13 protein-coding genes and 5 pseudogenes are annotated in these 16,615 nt (G+C 58.6%); 6 read left to right on the top strand and 12 right to left on the bottom strand.

Going from position 1 to position 16,615, the window contains the following annotated elements; genetic code table 11:
• Window position 1: 1 nt before the first annotated feature.
• From ACP7E6_RS25070 to ACP7E6_RS25045, 6 genes and pseudogenes are all read right to left on the bottom strand, one after another.
• Window positions 2-894: pseudogene (locus ACP7E6_RS25070) on the bottom strand (enoyl-CoA hydratase/isomerase family protein).
• 34 nt (window positions 895-928) lie between these two features.
• A pseudogene (locus ACP7E6_RS25065) lies at window positions 929-1,346 on the bottom strand (alpha/beta fold hydrolase); the annotation flags it as partial.
• Between the two features lie 137 nt (window positions 1,347-1,483).
• Window positions 1,484-1,699 (bottom strand): hypothetical protein, encoded by a 216-nt coding sequence (locus tag ACP7E6_RS25060; RefSeq protein WP_426232403.1) that lies wholly within the window; start codon window positions 1,697-1,699, stop codon window positions 1,484-1,486.
• 219 nt (window positions 1,700-1,918) lie between these two features.
• Window positions 1,919-2,044: pseudogene (locus tag ACP7E6_RS25055) on the bottom strand (tautomerase family protein); the annotation flags it as partial.
• 257 nt (window positions 2,045-2,301) lie between these two features.
• A complete protein-coding gene (locus ACP7E6_RS25050) occupies window positions 2,302-2,883 on the bottom strand; it encodes a hypothetical protein (protein ID WP_426232402.1) in 582 nt (193 codons plus the stop codon).
• Between the two features lie 123 nt (window positions 2,884-3,006).
• The gene (locus ACP7E6_RS25045) at window positions 3,007-3,429 is read right to left on the bottom strand and encodes a hypothetical protein (RefSeq protein ID WP_426232401.1); all 423 of its coding nucleotides are present in this window, start codon (window positions 3,427-3,429) and stop codon (window positions 3,007-3,009) included.
• Between the two features lie 413 nt (window positions 3,430-3,842).
• Here ACP7E6_RS25045 and ACP7E6_RS25040 point away from each other — a divergent pair.
• Together ACP7E6_RS25040 and ACP7E6_RS25035 are read left to right on the top strand one after the other, a co-directional pair.
• Window positions 3,843-4,066: pseudogene (locus ACP7E6_RS25040) on the top strand (tyrosine-type recombinase/integrase); the annotation flags it as partial.
• Window positions 4,067-4,073: 7 nt separating this feature from the next.
• Window positions 4,074-4,201 (top strand): annotated as a pseudogene (locus ACP7E6_RS25035) (IS110 family transposase); the annotation flags it as partial.
• Between the two features lie 333 nt (window positions 4,202-4,534).
• On the opposite strand, the gene ACP7E6_RS25030 reads toward ACP7E6_RS25035, so the two are convergent.
• Window positions 4,535-6,862 carry an FdhF/YdeP family oxidoreductase gene (locus tag ACP7E6_RS25030; RefSeq protein ID WP_426232400.1) on the bottom strand — a complete coding sequence of 776 codons (2,328 nt, stop codon included), beginning with the start codon at window positions 6,860-6,862 and terminating at the stop codon, window positions 4,535-4,537.
• 116 nt (window positions 6,863-6,978) lie between these two features.
• On the opposite strand from ACP7E6_RS25030, the gene ACP7E6_RS25025 reads away from it, so the two are divergent.
• Complete coding sequence (locus ACP7E6_RS25025) at window positions 6,979-8,202, top strand: MFS transporter (protein WP_426232399.1); 1,224 nt, start codon at window positions 6,979-6,981, stop codon at window positions 8,200-8,202.
• A 10-nt stretch (window positions 8,203-8,212) separates the two neighbouring features.
• Complete coding sequence (locus tag ACP7E6_RS25020) at window positions 8,213-9,328, top strand: FAD-dependent monooxygenase (protein ID WP_426232398.1); 1,116 nt, start codon at window positions 8,213-8,215, stop codon at window positions 9,326-9,328.
• A gap of 95 nt (window positions 9,329-9,423) precedes the next feature.
• Here the strand turns inward: ACP7E6_RS25020 and ACP7E6_RS25015 are convergent, their stop codons facing one another.
• From ACP7E6_RS25015 to ACP7E6_RS24995, 5 genes are all read right to left on the bottom strand, one after another.
• Window positions 9,424-11,097 (bottom strand): FAD-dependent oxidoreductase, encoded by a 1,674-nt coding sequence (locus ACP7E6_RS25015; protein ID WP_426232397.1) that lies wholly within the window; start codon window positions 11,095-11,097, stop codon window positions 9,424-9,426.
• Window positions 11,098-11,152: 55 nt separating this feature from the next.
• Complete coding sequence (locus tag ACP7E6_RS25010) at window positions 11,153-11,458, bottom strand: UBP-type zinc finger domain-containing protein (RefSeq protein WP_426232396.1); 306 nt, start codon at window positions 11,456-11,458, stop codon at window positions 11,153-11,155.
• Window positions 11,459-11,482: 24 nt separating this feature from the next.
• Entirely contained in the window at window positions 11,483-11,854 is a 372-nt protein-coding gene (locus ACP7E6_RS25005) for a response regulator transcription factor (RefSeq protein WP_426232395.1), read from the bottom strand.
• 92 nt (window positions 11,855-11,946) lie between these two features.
• Entirely contained in the window at window positions 11,947-12,588 is a 642-nt protein-coding gene (locus ACP7E6_RS25000) for a response regulator transcription factor (protein ID WP_426232394.1), read from the bottom strand.
• On the bottom strand, window positions 12,581-14,158 hold the full coding sequence (locus tag ACP7E6_RS24995; protein ID WP_426232393.1) for a sensor histidine kinase: 1,578 nt from the start codon (window positions 14,156-14,158) through the stop codon (window positions 12,581-12,583). Before ACP7E6_RS24995 ends, ACP7E6_RS25000 begins: the two co-directional genes overlap by 8 nt.
• A gap of 259 nt (window positions 14,159-14,417) precedes the next feature.
• Here ACP7E6_RS24995 and ACP7E6_RS24990 point away from each other — a divergent pair, with 259 nt between their 5' ends.
• Together ACP7E6_RS24990 and ACP7E6_RS24985 are read left to right on the top strand one after the other, a co-directional pair.
• Window positions 14,418-14,936, top strand: coding sequence for a Dps family protein (locus ACP7E6_RS24990; protein WP_426232392.1), 519 nt, complete (start codon window positions 14,418-14,420; stop codon window positions 14,934-14,936).
• 62 nt (window positions 14,937-14,998) lie between these two features.
• On the top strand, window positions 14,999-15,970 hold the full coding sequence (locus ACP7E6_RS24985) for an alpha/beta fold hydrolase (RefSeq protein ID WP_426232391.1): 972 nt from the start codon (window positions 14,999-15,001) through the stop codon (window positions 15,968-15,970).
• The last annotated feature ends 645 nt before the right edge of the window (window positions 15,971-16,615 follow it).

Below are 16,615 nucleotides of genomic sequence, written 5' to 3'. Positions count from 1 at the left end.
TTCACAGCGTCGGCGTTTTGTGGAGATTTAGCGAATTGACGGTTTTCCGCCTCGAAGAGACGCGGATGACCGCTTTCGGCGCTATGCCTGCAAATTCGGAGGCAAGCCGCCCCGTCGTTCGAAAAGATGCTGTCCCCCTGTTCCGAGGCGATGCCGCGCTCCTGATTGGGCTGTTTGTCCGGGTGTCGGTTGGTGAGACGTTCGACCTTTCAGTTGCGCTGAGAGGAAGGGACGCGATGCCCGCAGAGACTAAAGATGCGGCGCGTCCGCGAGATTCTGAGATACAGATTTGCAAAAGGGCTCGGTCACAAGTCGATTGCGCCGTGTCGAGATTGCTGGTCTTTCGTGGCCACTGGGCGACGATGGCAGCGATGCGGTGATGGGAGCGGCGCTCTACAAGTCCACCAGTGCGAAGACGGGGCACCGTCGCTGCGCCGAGCCTGTCGAGGTCAGTATCCGGCAGCGACCTGTTCACATAACCGTACCGCTCGGCAATCTCGCCATTGATGTCGCTACCGCTCAATAGCACTTCGAGCGCTCGACCGCGGCCAATCAGCCGTGGAAGACGAGCAATAGGGCCATCGGCCGAAACAAGCGCCGCGCCAATCTCCCACTGCGAAATGATTGCATTTTCGCGACTTGCAAACCGCATGTCGCAAGCTCGCTGCCGACGCCTGTTGCCCGGCCGCGGATCGATACAGTGGATACCACCGGGGCGCAGGTCAGCGTATCGGCACATCGGGTGCGGCCCGCTGCGACGACCGCGTTGGGCTGCGGTATCGTTTCGGGCCCAAAGATGTTAAAGGGCGGCTTGTCGTCGGTTGCCGGTACCTTCTGCGGCTGCCTTGACGAGCGGTGTTTTATCCCATTTGATTTTCGCTTCTCCCTCTGGATAACAGAATTGTTGTGAGTGACGGATTTCGCGCGCTCAGATTTCCTTCCGCAGAGATCGGAACGCGGCTCTGATTTCGGCAGAAAAGCTGCGGCTGTTCTTAGGCGGCGAAGTGCCCGCCTTTGTCGACCTCATGGAAGTAGACCAGGTTGCGATAGGCCCGTCGCGCCCATGTCACTGGGGTCCGATAGATCTCCTCCGGGAAAACGGTGATGGCCACCGGGAGCGAGATCTGTGACGTCATCTCCGGCCCCGACAAAACCGGACTGCGTCCGCCCTATTCCCAGCAAATCCGCGCCGACGAGGCCGCGCTGTTGGTCAGCCAGTACAGAGTGACGTCATCGAGCACTTCATCAGGCGACTTTTCGGGATCAGTGTTGTCAAACGTCCAATGTGAGAACCCCGGCTGCCCCAGCAGCCACGCTGCAAGTCCGGCCGGCGAGTCGGAGATGGACAAGGTTGGGCAATTCAAATCTGAGTAGAGAAAGCCCATTGCAGACAGCGAGTTTGCCAACAATCTCAATTCTCCTGGAAAAACAGAACAAAAAGTCTATGGGAAGTGTACTTCCTGCATCGGACTTTTCGGCCGCCTTACCAGTTCCCAGGGTCTGCGGTGTGGTCGGCAACTGCAAATTCACGCGCATCTGCCTGGTCCAGGGTTATGTCGGTTGTGCGGGCTGTTTCGTCCGTGACTGCAAAGGTCAATGGCGGTGGCCCCTTAAATAGCTTCTGATAAAGAAGTAAGGCTGCCTCTTCGGCGCTGTCAGCATCGATCGCCTCCGTGATAGTTACTGAGAATTTTTGCATAGGGTCGACCTCCTGCTGGGCTGGGTTCTAAACTTAACACCCAGCAGCTTGAATGCGAAGCAGCTGCGACTTCCCTATCGCAACGCAAAGGTTGTTTCGGGGAATTGTGCTCAAGCAATTGTGGGAAGGGGACCGGGATACGTCTTTGCGAAATTCGATCCCGGCCCGCTGTATATACCCGCCTCGCCTTTAAGAAAAAGGACGGGTTGCAATGCAAGTTTAGGACTTCGCGGCCTCGGCGCGCTGTCGCCGATACTGGACCGTGGGGAGGCCACCCCAACCCCAATTGTCCAGGTCCACTTCTTCGATCACGACATAGGTGGACTCAAGAGGCTTATTGAGCAGAGAGGCTGTTCAAAAGCTATGGCGGCCGGCGCACCAGGCGTTTCGTTGGACGTGGACTCACCACCCAAAATGCGTAAGTCGCCCGGGACGGGGCTTGTAATCCAGCGGTTCATCAAAAACGGAGCACGTCAGAGAGGGCTTTCTTTTCAGCGGGTACCCAAGGAAACGGCCCACACCTATTTTTATTCAGGCGCGTCGGTCCGCGTCGGCGGGAAACGCGCCCGCAGAAGATCGCCACTGCACCGGCGGGCTCGGGCTCACTTGTCACCGTAGCGCTCAATCATACGACGTAGCTGGGTGTTCTGCTCAAGTAGTTTCGCAGATAGCTCCAATCTAAGATTTTTGATTTCGAGGTCCAGCTCAGCAGCTTCGTCAACGGCCGTCGTCTTCGTCGCTACTGGCTGTTCTACGGCTGTCTTGACAATCGTCCGCTTGCCGAGGTTTCCTCGCGCGTGGGGCGCCTTCGCCCGTCGCTCGTTTAATCCGGTGGCAAGGGTGCCTGAACCCCCTTTCCCGTCGAGAGGCACCACCGGTGCGGGTCGGTCACGTCCCACGTTTCCTGCCACCCGCAAGGGCAAAGGATTGGTTTGCACCGCTGGTAAGGGTTGCTGGGCGTCTGCATCGATAGACGGCAAATGCCGGTCAGTTTCGTTCCCGCCGGCGGTTGATTGAGTGTTAGTACCTGGTTGCGCTTCCAGTTCCCTTTGCGGCGCATTGCGCTGCTCGAACACCTCAACCTGCGGGTCAGATGTCGCCACGGCCTCATCAGCCGTTGCACCGCCTTCCTCGGACTTGCTGCGCGATACAAGCCCCTTGATTAGTTGCCATGGTGATCTCATCGACCGTCTCCGACTCGTTTCCTGGCTCCATAGTACCGAGCGGGAGACCGGGCTTGCAATGCGAGCCCGGCCTTTAGTCGTGAAGCGGCACTACAATCAGCCGCTGTTGGCGATCGTCTACGATCAAGCCGTTCCGAGCTTTTTGCGGAGATCAGCGTTTTCGGCGCGGAGTTTGTCGAAAAGCTCCTTACGAAGCTTCTGGTTTTCTTCTTCGAGCTTCAGAAGATCCGCAAAACCGTCAGTATCAACCGGCGCGGCCTCGATTTTCTGCGCGCGCTTGGCGGGCAGAGCCTTCGCAACTGTGCCCTTCTTTGCGGGAGCCGATGCCTTAGCGGCCGGCTCGGCTGCAACAGGCGCGATGGTAGCCGCTGCTTTCTTTGCCGGACCGCGGGTCTTCTTCACCGGAGCGCTTACCGAAGTTTCAGCAACAGCGTCCGCAGCGGCCTTCGGCTTGCGCGGTGCGCGCGTCTTCTTTTCTTTTGTCTTCGAGGACGCCTCAGCGGACGCTGTCTCGACTGCAGGAGTTAAGTTTGTATCATCAGCCATTGGTAGATCCTTGCGTAGTAAAATCGTTCACGACCGTTCTAAGTCGCTGTCAATATGCACAGAATATTATTTCGAGTTTATTGACGACGAATTTCAGCGTTTTTCGCCCTACACGGTGATCTCTTGGTAACCGCCTACCGCTACCTGCCAGACGCCTCTCCTCCGTTATGAAGAATAGGCGTCTAACCAGTTTTTGCGAAATGGGAAGGGACACTACCTACATGGCGTTCTCATCGATCTCCTGAGGCTAAACTCACCGGGTCCAACGATATATTCATGATCGGACTGGCTGTCGTAGAATACTTCGCCGAAGAACTCGTGCTCGCGGTTGAGTGCATCGGTGTCGGCATTGAGGAAAAATCCGCCCATCCTTGAGCCTGAAGCCAGCTTGTCTTTTCACGACGGCCGCGCCTGTGACGAAATCCGGAAATAGCCGGTCAGTCCCTCTTACGTCGCGTGCTGTCGCAGCGGTTGCCCGCCAAGCAGGACGGAACGGACCTTTCGTTACCATCAATCAGCAACAATTCCGCGCGGTGTGGAACCAGGCCAAGCAAGAGGTGGGGCTATCGACCGATAGCGACGTCGTTCCCCACTGCTCCGTCATACGTGTGCTTCAAGGCTTGTAAGAGGTGGCATCGGATCGCCTGGAAGCAGGCCCATTGTCTCAATGGTTGATGAAGGTCTGACGAAAGCTGGCTTTGATGTTGTTCTGCCGGAAACCCGTCACGTGAAGACCGTGCTGTCGGCGATGATTATCAAGACCGACATGAAGATGCGCGTGGCAGCATTCGAAGTCTCCCGGCTCGCAGGATGTTCGTGCGTGTAATCGATAGCGTGCTACAGTCCCATAGATCGCCTTACGCTTCAAAATCCAAATTTCACAGCAGCTTAGGACACCGGTAGAATAGGAAGAATGCGAGGGTCGCCGGTTCGGTTCGATTCGGTTCAAGGCGACAGGCGTCATGGCGGGTAGCCGAGTGAGGTGGAATGCGCTTATCAGAAGGATGTCACTCCCCGGCATCCAACGTTTAAAGGGGGGAAATGGCACGAGTGACCGCCTTCCTGCATCGCAACATCAGCGTTCCCGATCGAGCGGTCAGATTGATTACAGGGATCGCCGTATCCTCACTGGAACGCCTTTATATGCTGGCGTTCCCGATTTTCTGTCGTAATCCGTTAGCGCAATGACGTGGTTCATTTCGGGGTAGTAGCCTGCCACCGAACCGGGCGGTATGTCGTACGCAACAGCTGTAAACCCTGTAACGCTTCTGGTACCGCTTCCCGAAATCGCTTCGATGTCGATCAGGTCGCCGTCGGCAAGGCCGCGCGTTTTCAGGTCGTATCGGTTCATGAAGATAACATCGCGGCGGCCGAAAACGCCACGATAACGGTCGTCGAGTCCATATATGGTAGTGTTGTACTGGTCGTGGCTGCGCACCGTGGCCAGCACGAGAGCATCGGGGTCACGCAAGCGGGCGTCCTCATCAAGACCTGGTGCAACGAGAAACTCGGCTTTGCCGGACTGCGTTTTCCACACGCGATCAGAAGCGGCAACGGTGAGGCGGAAGCCGCCGGGAATTTTCACGCGCACATTGAACTCATGGAAGTCTGGAAAGACGATCTCGATCTTGTCACGGATCAGGCCGTAGTCAGCAGCCCTACCCTCCCAATCGATGCCATGCCTGTCGCCAAGCGTTGCCCTGGCCATGCCGGCGACGATCCACGGCTCCGAGCGCAACTGGTCGCTTGGCGGCTTGAGGAACCCCCGTGACGCATGCACCATCGACATGGAATCCTCCACAGTGACGGACTGGCGCCCCGTTGCCTGAATGTCCAGATCCGTCCGGCCCAGCACCGGAAGGATGATCGACGTCTTTGCCAGGAGGAGATGTGAGCGATTGAGCTTCGTCGCGAGATGCACGGCCATGTCGAGCTTCCGCATACCGGCGAACGTCGCTTCAGGATCCGACATGGCGACGGCGAGATTACCGCCAAGGCAGATAAGCGCTTTCGACTTGCCGTCGATAATCGCTTCGATTGCCTCCACCGCGTTGTGGCCCTTTTCCGCAGGCGGTCGAAAACCGAAGGCTTTTTCCATGCCATCCAAGAGAGCTGCATTGGGGATTTCAGTAATGCCGACAGTCCGGTCGCCTTGAACATTGGAATGGCCGCGCAAGGGGCAGATACCGGCGCCCGGTCGGCCGATATTACCCCGCAGCATCAGGAAGTTGGCGAGTTGCTGCACATTGGCCGTGCCATTGGCGTGTTGGGTAATGCCCATGCCGTAGCAGAGGATGACATTTTTCGCTTTGAGGTAGACGTCGACAGCACTATCGAGTGCCTCGAGCGACAGACCGGACTTTTCGATGATCTCAGGCCATTCTGTCTGCTCGACATCGGCTTTCAGCGCATCAAGTCCGATGGTATGGGTGGCGATGAACTCGCGATCAAGCACGCCGGCTCCACCGGATGCGATATCAGCTACGTCGCGCTCGAAGATACGCTTCATCAGGCCCTTGAGCGCCGCAAGATCGCCGCCGGTACGGACCTGGTGATAGGCCGAGGCGATCGGTGTCGATGACAGAGTGGTCATCTCGATTGGGTCCTGCGGCGCCGCAAACCGCTCCAGCGCTCGTTCTTTGAGCGGATTGAAGACCACGATGGGTACGCCCCGGCGAGAAGCCTCGTGCAGCGTGGTCATCATGCGCGGATGGTTGGTGCCGGGATTGTGTCCGAACGAAAAGATCGCGTCGCAATTGTCGAAATCCTCCAGCGTCACCGTGCCCTTGCCCACGCCGATCGACAGGGGCAGCCCGACGCTGGTTGCCTCATGGCACATGTTGGAACAGTCGGGAAAATTGTTGGTACCGTAGGCGCGTACAAACAGCTGGAACAGGAATGCCGCCTCGTTCGAGGCCCTTCCGGAGGTGTAGAATTCGGCCGCGTCAGGGCTGGGCAGGCTGTTCAGCCCTGCAGCGATACGATTGAATGCATCCTCCCATTCGATCGCGATATAGCGGTCACTGCAGTGGTCGTAGATCAGCGGGTGCGTAAGGCGGCCCTGGTCTTCAAGCTTGTGATCGCTCCAGTCCCAGAGGTCCGTCACCGAATGCGAAGCAAAGAAATCGGGGCCGACGCGCTTGGCCGTCAATTCCCAGGTAATCGCCTTGGCGCCATTCTCGCAAAACTCGAAAGAACTTGTGTGCTTGGGGTCCGGCCAGGCGCAACCGGGACAATCGAAACCGTTGGGCTGGTTGGCCTTCAACAGTGTCACAGCGCCCTCGGCGATGATCTGCTGATGTGCGAGCGTCTTTGCAACGGCCTTGAGAGCGCCCCAGCCGCCTGCCGGTGCGGTATGGCGTTCGATTCCGTCTGGCCGCTTCTGCTCATGGACGTCTCCCTGCAATTGCGTTTCGACAAATCTAGCATTCAACGCATCGATGCGAGCCTAGACCGATGTATAGGTACGGATAGACTTCCATTGAATGTGCCTGCACCGCCATCCGGCATACCGTCTGCGCAGATCAGGATTGGAAATGGAGCAGGATCATGGAAAAGACAGGACCGATACAGGCCGGGATGGCGCCGGATGCTCGTAGTCGGGAAATTGGGCAGGCGGCGCTACTGGCGATGGCCGTTGCTGGCGGCATTGCGGTTGCCAACATCTACTACAATCAGCCAATGCTCGGCATCATCGAGAGTGAGTTCGGCGACCAGCCCATTACCGGCATGGTACCGACCGCAACGCAGCTCGGCTACGCGCTCGGGCTTTTCTTGCTGTTGCCGCTAGGCGACATGGTGAACCGGCGCAAAATGATTATCGGCCAGTTCGTAGTGTTGGCGGCGGCACTGGCGCTTGCGGCACTGGCACCATCGGCCGGGATTCTGGTTGCGGCGTCGGTCATCGTCGGAGCCTGTTCGACGGTCGCCCAACAGATCGTGCCTTTTGCCGCATCGCTGGCAGCACCGGAAAAGCGCGGCGCGACGATCGGAACGGTCATGGCTGGCGTGTTGTCGGGCATCTTGTTCAGCCGCACACTTTCGGGCTTCGTCGGCGAGCATGCCGGCTGGCGGGAAATGTTCTGGATTGGCGTGCCGCTTGCCCTGATCGCCGCAGGTCTCATGTTCGTGGTCCTGCCCCAGCACCGCCTCACATCGACCCTGCGCTATCATCAGGCGATCCAGTCACTCGGACATCTGTGGAAGCGCCACCCGGCGCTGCGAGCTGCAACTATTATCCAGGCATTCCTGTTTGCTTCCTTCACCGCTTTCTGGACCATTCTGGCTCTCTATCTCGCCGGACCGAAGTTTCAACTCGGGGCGGATGTAGCGGGTCTGTTCGGGATCGTCGGTGCTGTCGGTATATTTGCAGCGCCGCTCGCAGGCTGGGTCGCCGACAAGCGCGGACCGCATTTCGTGGTCTGGATGGGCGCAGGCTTGACGATCGTCGCCTGGCTGATCTTTGGCGTCTGGGCATCTATCGCTTCGTTGGTTGTCGGCGTCATCGTGCTCGATTTCGGCATCCAGAGCGCACTGATCTCCAACCAGCATATCATCTATGCGCTGGACGCAGACGCACGCAGCCGACTCAATACGGTGTTCATGACCGGCATGTTTCTCGGTGGGGCGGCCGGCTCGGCCCTGGCGACGTTGGCATGGGGGCAGGGTGGCTGGCTCTTCGTCAGCCTGCTGGGCGCGGCACTTGGCATCGCAGCCTTCGCGGTGAAAATCTTTCATCACCGTCGGCATTCGCCGACGGTTGTCGGGCAATGAGGGCGGGACGATGAAACAGCTCCGTATCAGAATCGTCGGCGGGTCGCTCGCCGGTCTGTTCGCCGGCATCATGCTCCAGCAGGCTGGCCACGATGTTCGCATCTACGAGCGTTCAAGGAACGGTCTCGCCGGCCGGGGGGCCGGGCTGGTCGGCCAGAACGACCTGCTGCATATACTCCGGCTGATCGGCTGCGAGCATGTGGCGCGCGTCGGCGTGGTGGCAAAGGAACGCATCTATCTCAATCCGGACGGCAGTATCGCCCAGACCGTGCACATGCCCCAGACACAGATATCGTGGGATTTCCTGTTTGAGACCGTCGCATCGCGTATCGCCTCGGAAAGCTATGTACTGGGCCGGGGTGTGGCCGATGTGCTCGACGGAAACGAAGGCGCCCAGCTGGTTTTCCAGGATGGGACGCGGGAGCTTGCTGATCTGGTCATCGGCGCCGATGGCCTCGGCTCCGTGGTGCGCCGTGCGGTCAATCCGCAGGATCATGAGAACCGCTATGCGGGTTATGTCGCATGGCGTGGACTTATCCCTGAGACCAGCCTTCCTGCGGCAGCGGAGCTGCTTGTCGATCGCTTTGCCTTCCATGTCAGACCAGGCGTCCATGTGCTTGGCTATCTGGTACCGGGATCGAAGGGCGAAATGAGTAGAGGTGATCGCCGCTATAACTGGGTCTGGTTTCGCAAAGTCGCAGCCAGCGCGTTGGCCGACACCTTTACCGATCATGATGGCCGGTCGCATGGATTTTCGCTTCCGCGTGATGGCCTGTCCGACGATCGTCTGCAGGCATTGCGCGTCGATGCCACAAAAAAGCTGCCGCCACAATTTGCGCTGGCGGTCGGGGCGGTACTTAGCCCATCGATCCAGGGGATTTTCGACTACGAAGCACCCCGTATGATGGGACGATCAATCGTGCTGATCGGTGACGCCGCCTTCGTCGCGCGGCCGCACACTGCGATGGGGGTGTCGAAAGCAGCCGGCGATGTCATGGCGTTGAGCAATTGCCTGGCGTCGGAGATTGACCTTCCCATCGCCCTGCATCGGTTCGAGGCCGAGCGTATCGTCGTTGGCCGGGAAATCGTGGCATATGGCCGCCAGCTGGGTGCGTCGGCAATCTGAGCCGACCGGCTGTCACTCAAATCTCCATAGAACGACACTTTCGACCCGCCGGCATTTGCCAGTAGGTCGTTTGGTTCCGAGAAATGTCGCATGCTTTAGTGCGGGGTATTCATCAGGCTGAGCGCAGTGTGGATCTGGGAGACGACGGCGGCACCTTCCCCCACCGCTGCGGCAACCCGCTTGGTCGACCCCGCCCGCACATCGCCGATGGCAAAGACGTTCGGCAGGCTGGTTTCCAGGGGCAGGGGCTTGCGGGCGAAGCTGCAAAGCGCATCGAAGGACTGGCCGGTAACAATAAATCCCTTGTCATCGGTATGGACGCGGTCGCTGATCCAGCCGGCGTTTGGATCGGCCCCGATGAAGAGGAACAGGTGGTGAAGTGACAGCTCGCTCTCGCCTCCATCCAGCCGATTGCGCAGGGTAGCGGAATTCAGGCCGCCAGCGGGATCACCTTCGATCGCGTCCACTTCGCAATGCATGTGCAGTTCGACATTGGGGAACGCCTTGATGCGGTCGATCAGATATTGCGACATCGTTTCTTCGAGCGCGCGCCGGACTACGAGATGCAGTTTCTTGACCTGAGGTGCGAGAAAAGCGATGGCCTGGCCTGCCGAATTCCCGCCACCGACCAGAGCGATTTCTTCGCCGGCGCAGAGTTTTGCTTCGATTGGAGAGGCCCAATAGGAGATGCCGTTGCCCTCGAAGCTTTCGATGTTGGCGATATCCGGACGCCGGTAGTGCGCACCGGAGGCGATGACCACGCTGCGGGCCGTCACAGATTTTCCGCCGCCAAGTTCGAGTGTCAGCGCACCGGCGTCATCTTTCGGGGGGATTAAACCGCTGACACTGACGGGCAAAACCATTTCCGCCCCGAATTTAAGTGCCTGGTTATGGGCGCGCCCGGCCAGCGCCTGGCCGGATATACCGGTCGGGAAGCCGAGATAGTTTTCGATGCGTGAGGAAGCGCCTGCCTGTCCTCCTACCGAACGTTCGTCGATGACGATGACATCGAGACCTTCCGAGGCGGCGTAAACAGCGGTGGCAAGGCCCGCTGGCCCGGCCCCGACGACGGCAACGTCATAGAGCTTGCCGGGCGTCAGCTCCGGCGTCATGCCAAGGCACGCGGCGGCTTCCGTGTCGGTCGGGTTCTTCAACACCGTTCCGTTGGGGCAGACCATCAGGGGAAGTTCTGAAGCGAGGATGCCGAGCCGTTCGATCAGTGCTCGGCCTTCGCCCTCGGCCAATGAATCGAGCACGATATAGGGAAAGGCGCTGCGGGCGAGGAATCCCTGCAATCGTGAAAGTGCTGCATTGCCCGGAGCACCGATGAGCACCGAGCCAGCGCCCGCATCGATCAGCCCGACACGCCGCAGGATGAAGGCGCGCATGATAATCTCGCCGACATCGGCTGATCCGATAACAAGTGCGCGCAGATGGGCGGCGTCGAAAGGAATTGCGATACAGCCTGCGGCCCCCGCACGCGCACCGGCCAAAGTCGGGCGTCCGGAAAGCTGGTTGACCTCGCCGGATAGCTGACCAACGCCATGCGTGGTGATAGGCGCCTCATGCGAGAGGCCTTCATGGCGAAAGACATCCATCGCGCCTTCCAACACCAACCACGCGGGTGCTGCGTGATCGCCCACCTTGTACACGAAGGCACCGGCTTCGAAATGCTGCGGCTCGCCACTGGCAAATCGTTTTGCCGTCTCGATCTGAAGGGTGGACAGCATCGGATACATCTGGTGCTGTCGCGCGCTGAGATCCGCCATGAATTCTCCCTCGGTCTGTAATGTCATCTGGCAAATGCCGATTTGCGGAAGGGCTTCAGTAGTAACGCGGTATCGGTCCGCGCTGGGGTGTCTGGTCCGGCAATTCCACCATCGTCTCGTCGACAAAACACCATCCCCACCCTTCCGGCGGATCGTAACCTTCTATGATCGGATGCTGCGTGACATGGAAATGCGCGGTGGCGTGGCGACCGGGCGACTGGTTGCAGCACCCGACATGGCCACATTCGCGACAAAGCCTCAGGTGAAACCAGGCCTGTCCTGTTTCCAGACATTCCTCGCAGCCGAGCGTTTTGGGGTGAACCGTGCGGATCGTTGTTGTATGCGAACAACCGTGCGACATGGGTTTACTCCTCGTTGGCGTGGGTCAGTGCTTCAGTGCCTGTTCGAGACACTGGACCAATTGGCTGAAATTCACAGGCTTGCCGAGAATGGCAAAAGCGCCGCCATCCATCGCCGCCGCCCTTGTTTTGTTGTCGGTATAGGATGTCATGAAGATCATCGGCGGCTTCAGCGCATCTTGTTCGTTCAGCACTGCCTGCAGCTCGATCCCCGTGAGACCGGGCATTTTGACATCCACCAGCATGCAGTCGATCGAGGCGCGATCCTGCGCAGCAAGATACTCTTCCGCGGACGTGAACAGCCGGCTCTGATAGCCGCAGGACAAAATGAGATCGTCAAGCGCCTCGCGGATCGACCGATCGTCGTCAACAATAGCTATGACTGGTGTTCTGGACAATTTAGTGGGGCCTTGCCGTGTTATATCTACAGCCCGGTATATGCGCCTTCGATATTGGTCCTTGTACCATACAAGGGTCTAGGTTTTTCCATCTATAGCCCAAGCAGCTCGGCTTTGCGGACCAGATCTGCGACCGAGCGCGCCTCCATCTTGCGCATGACATTGCCACGATGGAGTTTGACCGTGATCTCGCTGATGCCGAGGTTGAAGGCGATCTGCTTGTTCATCAGGCCCTGAACGACAGCCGTCATGACCTCATGTTCGCGGCGGGTCAATGATTTGGCTAGTTCCGTGACGGCGCCATTTGCAGCGGACTGTTGGCGCAGGTCCCTGTCTTTCTGGAAAGCGACGGCGACAGCATCGAGGATATCCTGATCCCGGAACGGCTTTGCCAAAAAATCCACCGCGCCGGCCTTCATTGCCCGCACGGTCATCGGTATGTCGCCGTGCCCGGTCATGAAGATGATCGGCATCCGGTTACCGAGTTTTTCCAGATGAAGCTGGAAGTCCAGGCCATTGGCGCCGGGCAGCCTTACGTCGAGCAGGATGCAGCCCGGTCGCTTGAGATCGGCCCCGTCCAGCAGGTCATGAGCGCTTTCAAATGCCTGTGCTTCCGTTCGGACAGACAGGAAGAGATCGACCAGCGCCTCACGAATTGAGGGATCGTCATCCACCACGTAAACGACAGGAGTATCGTTGCTCGTGGTTTTGGCGGACTTCCTGGCATCACTCATAGACAGCCTCCATCGGTACGATCATTTCGAACAGCGCGCCGCCGTCCGCATGGTTGCTCGCGGTCAGAGAGCCGCCACGGGCTTCCAACATGCCGCGGCAGATGGCAAGGCCCATGCCAAGGCCGGTTTCCTTGGTGGTGAAGAACGGCTTGAACAGGTTTTTGAGGATTTCGTCGCCCAGGCCAGGGCCGGTGTCACGAACACTGACCCGCATGCTTTGGCCCTCTGCCGGGTTGATCGACACCGAAATCCGTCGAAGCTCTTCCGGCGTTGCGGCCATGGCCTGAATGGCATTGGTGATCAGGTTGATCATCACCTGCTGCAGCTCGATGCGGACGGCACAGACGTTGGTGATCCCGGGAGCCTCGCTCGTTTCGAATGTGATCCGGTTCCTGGAAAACTCATTCTCCATGAGAGCTTGCGTCTCACTGACAAGATCGGCCAATGACACTGCCTCGAGGACCGGCGTGCGCTCGCTCAACATCAACCGGGTGCTCTGGATAATGTCGCTGGCGCGTTGGCTGTCGCGTACGATGCGCTCGGCCGAGCGGGACACCGCCGCCAGATCCGGCGGATCCCGATCGAGCCAGCGCTGCAGGGTTTGGGCATTGACGACGATTGCGCCGAGTGGTTGGTTGAGTTCATGTGCGAGAGACGCCGAAAGGGCTCCCACAGTCGCGGCACGCGACGCGAGTGCGAGTTCGGCCTGGGCCTCGAACATCGCCTTCTGGGCCAGTTCGCGCTCCGTAATGTCGAACATGCCGACGATGACGCGGTTGAAGTTGGCGACGTCCACTGGAAAGCCCACCGTCAGCAAAACCAGCTTGGTGCTGCCGTCGCTGGTGATGATCGTGCCTTTGCCCTCGAAATAGTTCTGGTTATCGAAGATCGCCACCATCAGATCGAGAAAGGTCTCGTCATCCTGCGCGATATAGCGGCGCATCGAGCCTGCATTCTCTGCACTGACATTACCGAGAAGCTCCAGCGCCGCAGCATTGGCAGCAACCGTCGGTATGCGGGCGATGCAGTCGCCGATGAAATTCTGATTGTCTCGCGCATAAACACCCAGATCGGCGACGCCCTGCGCTTTAAGGACCATCAACGACGCGCGTACCTCGGAATAATCACGCTCCCACAGAGCGACGCGGCTCTGCTCGAAAATCGTCCGGTAGCGTTCTTCGCTGCTCTGCAAGGCGATATTGGATTTTATCAGATCCAGCCGCGCACGGTGGTTCCGTATGATCAGCGCACAGGTAATCGAGATGGCAGCGACGGCCACCGCCAGGCGCAATATTGCCGCAAGGTCGGCGTCTGTGCCATGGGCCGCGGCGTAGGAGAGAATTGACAGACCGATGCTGACTGCCGTCAGCAGCAGCGTTCCCTTTTCCGTCAGCGTTTCCGCCGAGAGAAGCAGCGTGATGACATAGAGCGTGGCAAGCGCGCTGTGGATGTCGGTGAATGTGTCGAGATAGAAGACAGTAGCCGCAAGAACGAATGCAAACGACAGAATGCCGGTTTCGTAGCGAGCCGATAAACGTCGCTTCAGGTTCACAAGTCCAAGCGAAGGCATGCTGCTTCCCATCTGGATGTCGATCGTGTCATCAAGCCATCCCGGTTGGCAAAACGCAAACTCAAAATCTATTATTCCCGTGTAAAACCAGACCGATAGGTTGGCGCTCGCAGCATTGATAGCGCGGGTGTTTCGAAATGCCGAGAGTTCCGAAACTATACCTTGGTGTGGGTTTGACTAGCCAAGCATTGGATACCGTGGGGTCGCTTACCGCTCTAAAAAAATCCTCAGCAGCCCACACAATCCAAAGGAGATCATCATGGACCGCACGCTCGCCGAGAAACATCGCAAATCGCCGCTCGCAACGCCGACTACCCTCGGCGCCAACGCAACGACCGAAATCTCCGGCGCGCTGACCGCGCTTCTGGCCGATGTCTTCACGCTTTATCTCAAGACCAAGAATTTCCACTGGCACATGAGCGGGCCTCACTTCCGCGATTACCACCTGATGCTCGATGAGCAGGGCGAGCAGATTTTTGCCATGACGGACGATGTCGCCGAGAGGGCCCGCAAAATCGGCGGCACGACGATCCGCTCTATCGGTCATATTTCCAAGGTGCAGCGCCTGCTTGACAACGACGCCGATTTCGTGACGCCGGCCGACATGCTGGCTGAACTTCGTGAAGATAACCTCACGCTGGTTTCTCTGATGAAGGAGACCCACAATCTTTGCGATGAGCATGGCGATATCGCCACTGCCAGCCTGATCGAGAACTGGGTGGACGAGGCCGAGCGCCGTGCCTGGTTCCTGTTCGAGAGCACCCGCGGCGCCGAGTAAGCGCAACTTGCGTCAACGGCTAAGCTGGCGGTTTGGCCGGCTCGAAATCCTGGAGACATCTCATGATCAACGAATTTTCCCTCTCCCGTCGGCAGGTTCTGCTGACCGGCACCACCATTTCTCTCGCCCTGGCCATCCCGGCTTTGGCTTCTGAAAATAAAATTTCCCCTCATCAGCAAGGAATTGAACCAATGACCCATAGTTACGTGACCACCAAGGACGGTGTGGAAATCTTCTACAAGGACTGGGGTCCGAAGGACGCCCAACCTATCGTATTCCACCACGGTTGGCCTTTGTCATCCGACGACTGGGATGCCCAGATGCTGTTCTTTGTCAGCAAGGGCTACCGTGTCGTCGCACATGATCGCCGCGGCCATGGCCGCTCGTCACAGGTGAGCGACGGTCACGACATGGATCACTACGCCGCCGATGCTTCAGCTATCGCCCAGCACCTCAACCTGCGCAACGCCGTCCATATCGGCCATTCGACAGGTGGTGGCGAAGTCGCTCGTTACGTCGCCAAATATGGGCAGCCGCAGGGCCGTGTCGCCAAGGCCATTCTTGTCAGCGCCGTTCCGCCGCTCATGGTCAAGACCGCAGCCAATCCTGATGGCACACCCATCGAAGTATTCGATGGTTTCCGTAACGCACTCGCAGCCAATCGTGCTCAGTTCTTCCTCGATGTTGCGTCCGGCCCATTCTACGGCTTCAACCGGGAAGGCGCGAAGGTCTCGCAAGGCGTGATCGACAATTGGTGGCGCCAGGGCATGATGGGCAGCGCCAAAGCCCATTACGACGGCATTAAAGCATTCTCGGAGACTGACCAGACCGAAGATCTGAAGGCGATCACAGTCCCGGTGCTGGTCACACAGGGCGATGACGATCAGATCGTTCCCTACAAGGACGCCGTGGAACTCCAGGCCAAGTTGCTGAAGAACAGCACACTGAAAATCTACAAGGGCTTCCCGCACGGCATGCTGACCACCCATGCTGACGTGATTAATCCGGATCTGCTGGCGTTCATTAAGGCTTAGTGGCCTTTAGCTCCAATACGGGTATGGCGGCTGATGATTAGACTGCCATACTCACTTATCTCTGCGGGCCTTGGCTGGGAACAACCCGTTTCGGCACGAGGCATTGGTTCGAATCCGTTCAAGGCGAGCATAGGCAGCATATCACCAGTGAGTACGCGATCAGGTCAGCAGCACGTCGACTTCGAGCCGCCTATCGTCTCCAATTAATTTGGCCGCGGTGAGGCATTCGAGCAGGCTCCCACGCCCGCGTCTCCCGTCAGAAGTATTCGGCGGCCATTCTCGATGAGCAGTACGAGAGAGGCAAGATTGGGGGGAGAGGGAGGGACATACTTTTCGATCGCGAGCGCCAGTCCCTGCGCTTGGCGGGCGACGTCCGCCGCGGACATTGCCCGCTCCCATGCCCCCTGTAGCTGGTCGCCAGGCCAGTGCCGGGCTCGAAAATTTGAAGCTCCAGTCGCTGCGGCTGTTACAGGCGATGAACAGCAACCCGACTCCAGAGGCGGCAACCGTACGGCCGTGGTCGGCTTAAGTTGCCCGCTGGTGTGTCAGCACCAACACGACATATTGCCACTCGACCAATACCAGAAAGCCAGCTGACGCTGCGGATGAGAGGTGCATCAGGCCTCGATCTACGCAACGCTGATC

The sequence above is a fragment of the Pararhizobium sp. DWP3-4 genome (genome assembly GCF_049898205.1).
Lineage (GTDB): Bacteria > Pseudomonadota > Alphaproteobacteria > Rhizobiales > Rhizobiaceae > Pararhizobium.
This window is presented reverse-complemented; position numbering and strand designations above follow the sequence as displayed.

What these genes read in the sequence shown, in the direction of transcription:
- ACP7E6_RS25060 (WP_426232403.1), bottom strand. Translation starts at nt 1,699, where the DNA reads ATGCAAAAATTCTCAGTAACTATCACGGAGGCGATCGATGCTGACAGC.
- ACP7E6_RS25050 (WP_426232402.1), bottom strand. Translation starts at nt 2,883, where the DNA reads ATGAGATCACCATGGCAACTAATCAAGGGGCTTGTATCGCGCAGCAAG.
- ACP7E6_RS25045 (WP_426232401.1), bottom strand. Translation starts at nt 3,429, where the DNA reads ATGGCTGATGATACAAACTTAACTCCTGCAGTCGAGACAGCGTCCGCT.
- ACP7E6_RS25025 (WP_426232399.1), top strand. Translation starts at nt 6,979, where the DNA reads ATGGAAAAGACAGGACCGATACAGGCCGGGATGGCGCCGGATGCTCGT.
- ACP7E6_RS25020 (WP_426232398.1), top strand. Translation starts at nt 8,213, where the DNA reads ATGAAACAGCTCCGTATCAGAATCGTCGGCGGGTCGCTCGCCGGTCTG.
- ACP7E6_RS25015 (WP_426232397.1), bottom strand. Translation starts at nt 11,097, where the DNA reads ATGGCGGATCTCAGCGCGCGACAGCACCAGATGTATCCGATGCTGTCC.
- ACP7E6_RS25010 (WP_426232396.1), bottom strand. Translation starts at nt 11,458, where the DNA reads ATGTCGCACGGTTGTTCGCATACAACAACGATCCGCACGGTTCACCCC.
- ACP7E6_RS25000 (WP_426232394.1), bottom strand. Translation starts at nt 12,588, where the DNA reads ATGAGTGATGCCAGGAAGTCCGCCAAAACCACGAGCAACGATACTCCT.
- ACP7E6_RS24995 (WP_426232393.1), bottom strand. Translation starts at nt 14,158, where the DNA reads ATGCCTTCGCTTGGACTTGTGAACCTGAAGCGACGTTTATCGGCTCGC.
- ACP7E6_RS24990 (WP_426232392.1), top strand. Translation starts at nt 14,418, where the DNA reads ATGGACCGCACGCTCGCCGAGAAACATCGCAAATCGCCGCTCGCAACG.
- ACP7E6_RS24985 (WP_426232391.1), top strand. Translation starts at nt 14,999, where the DNA reads ATGATCAACGAATTTTCCCTCTCCCGTCGGCAGGTTCTGCTGACCGGC.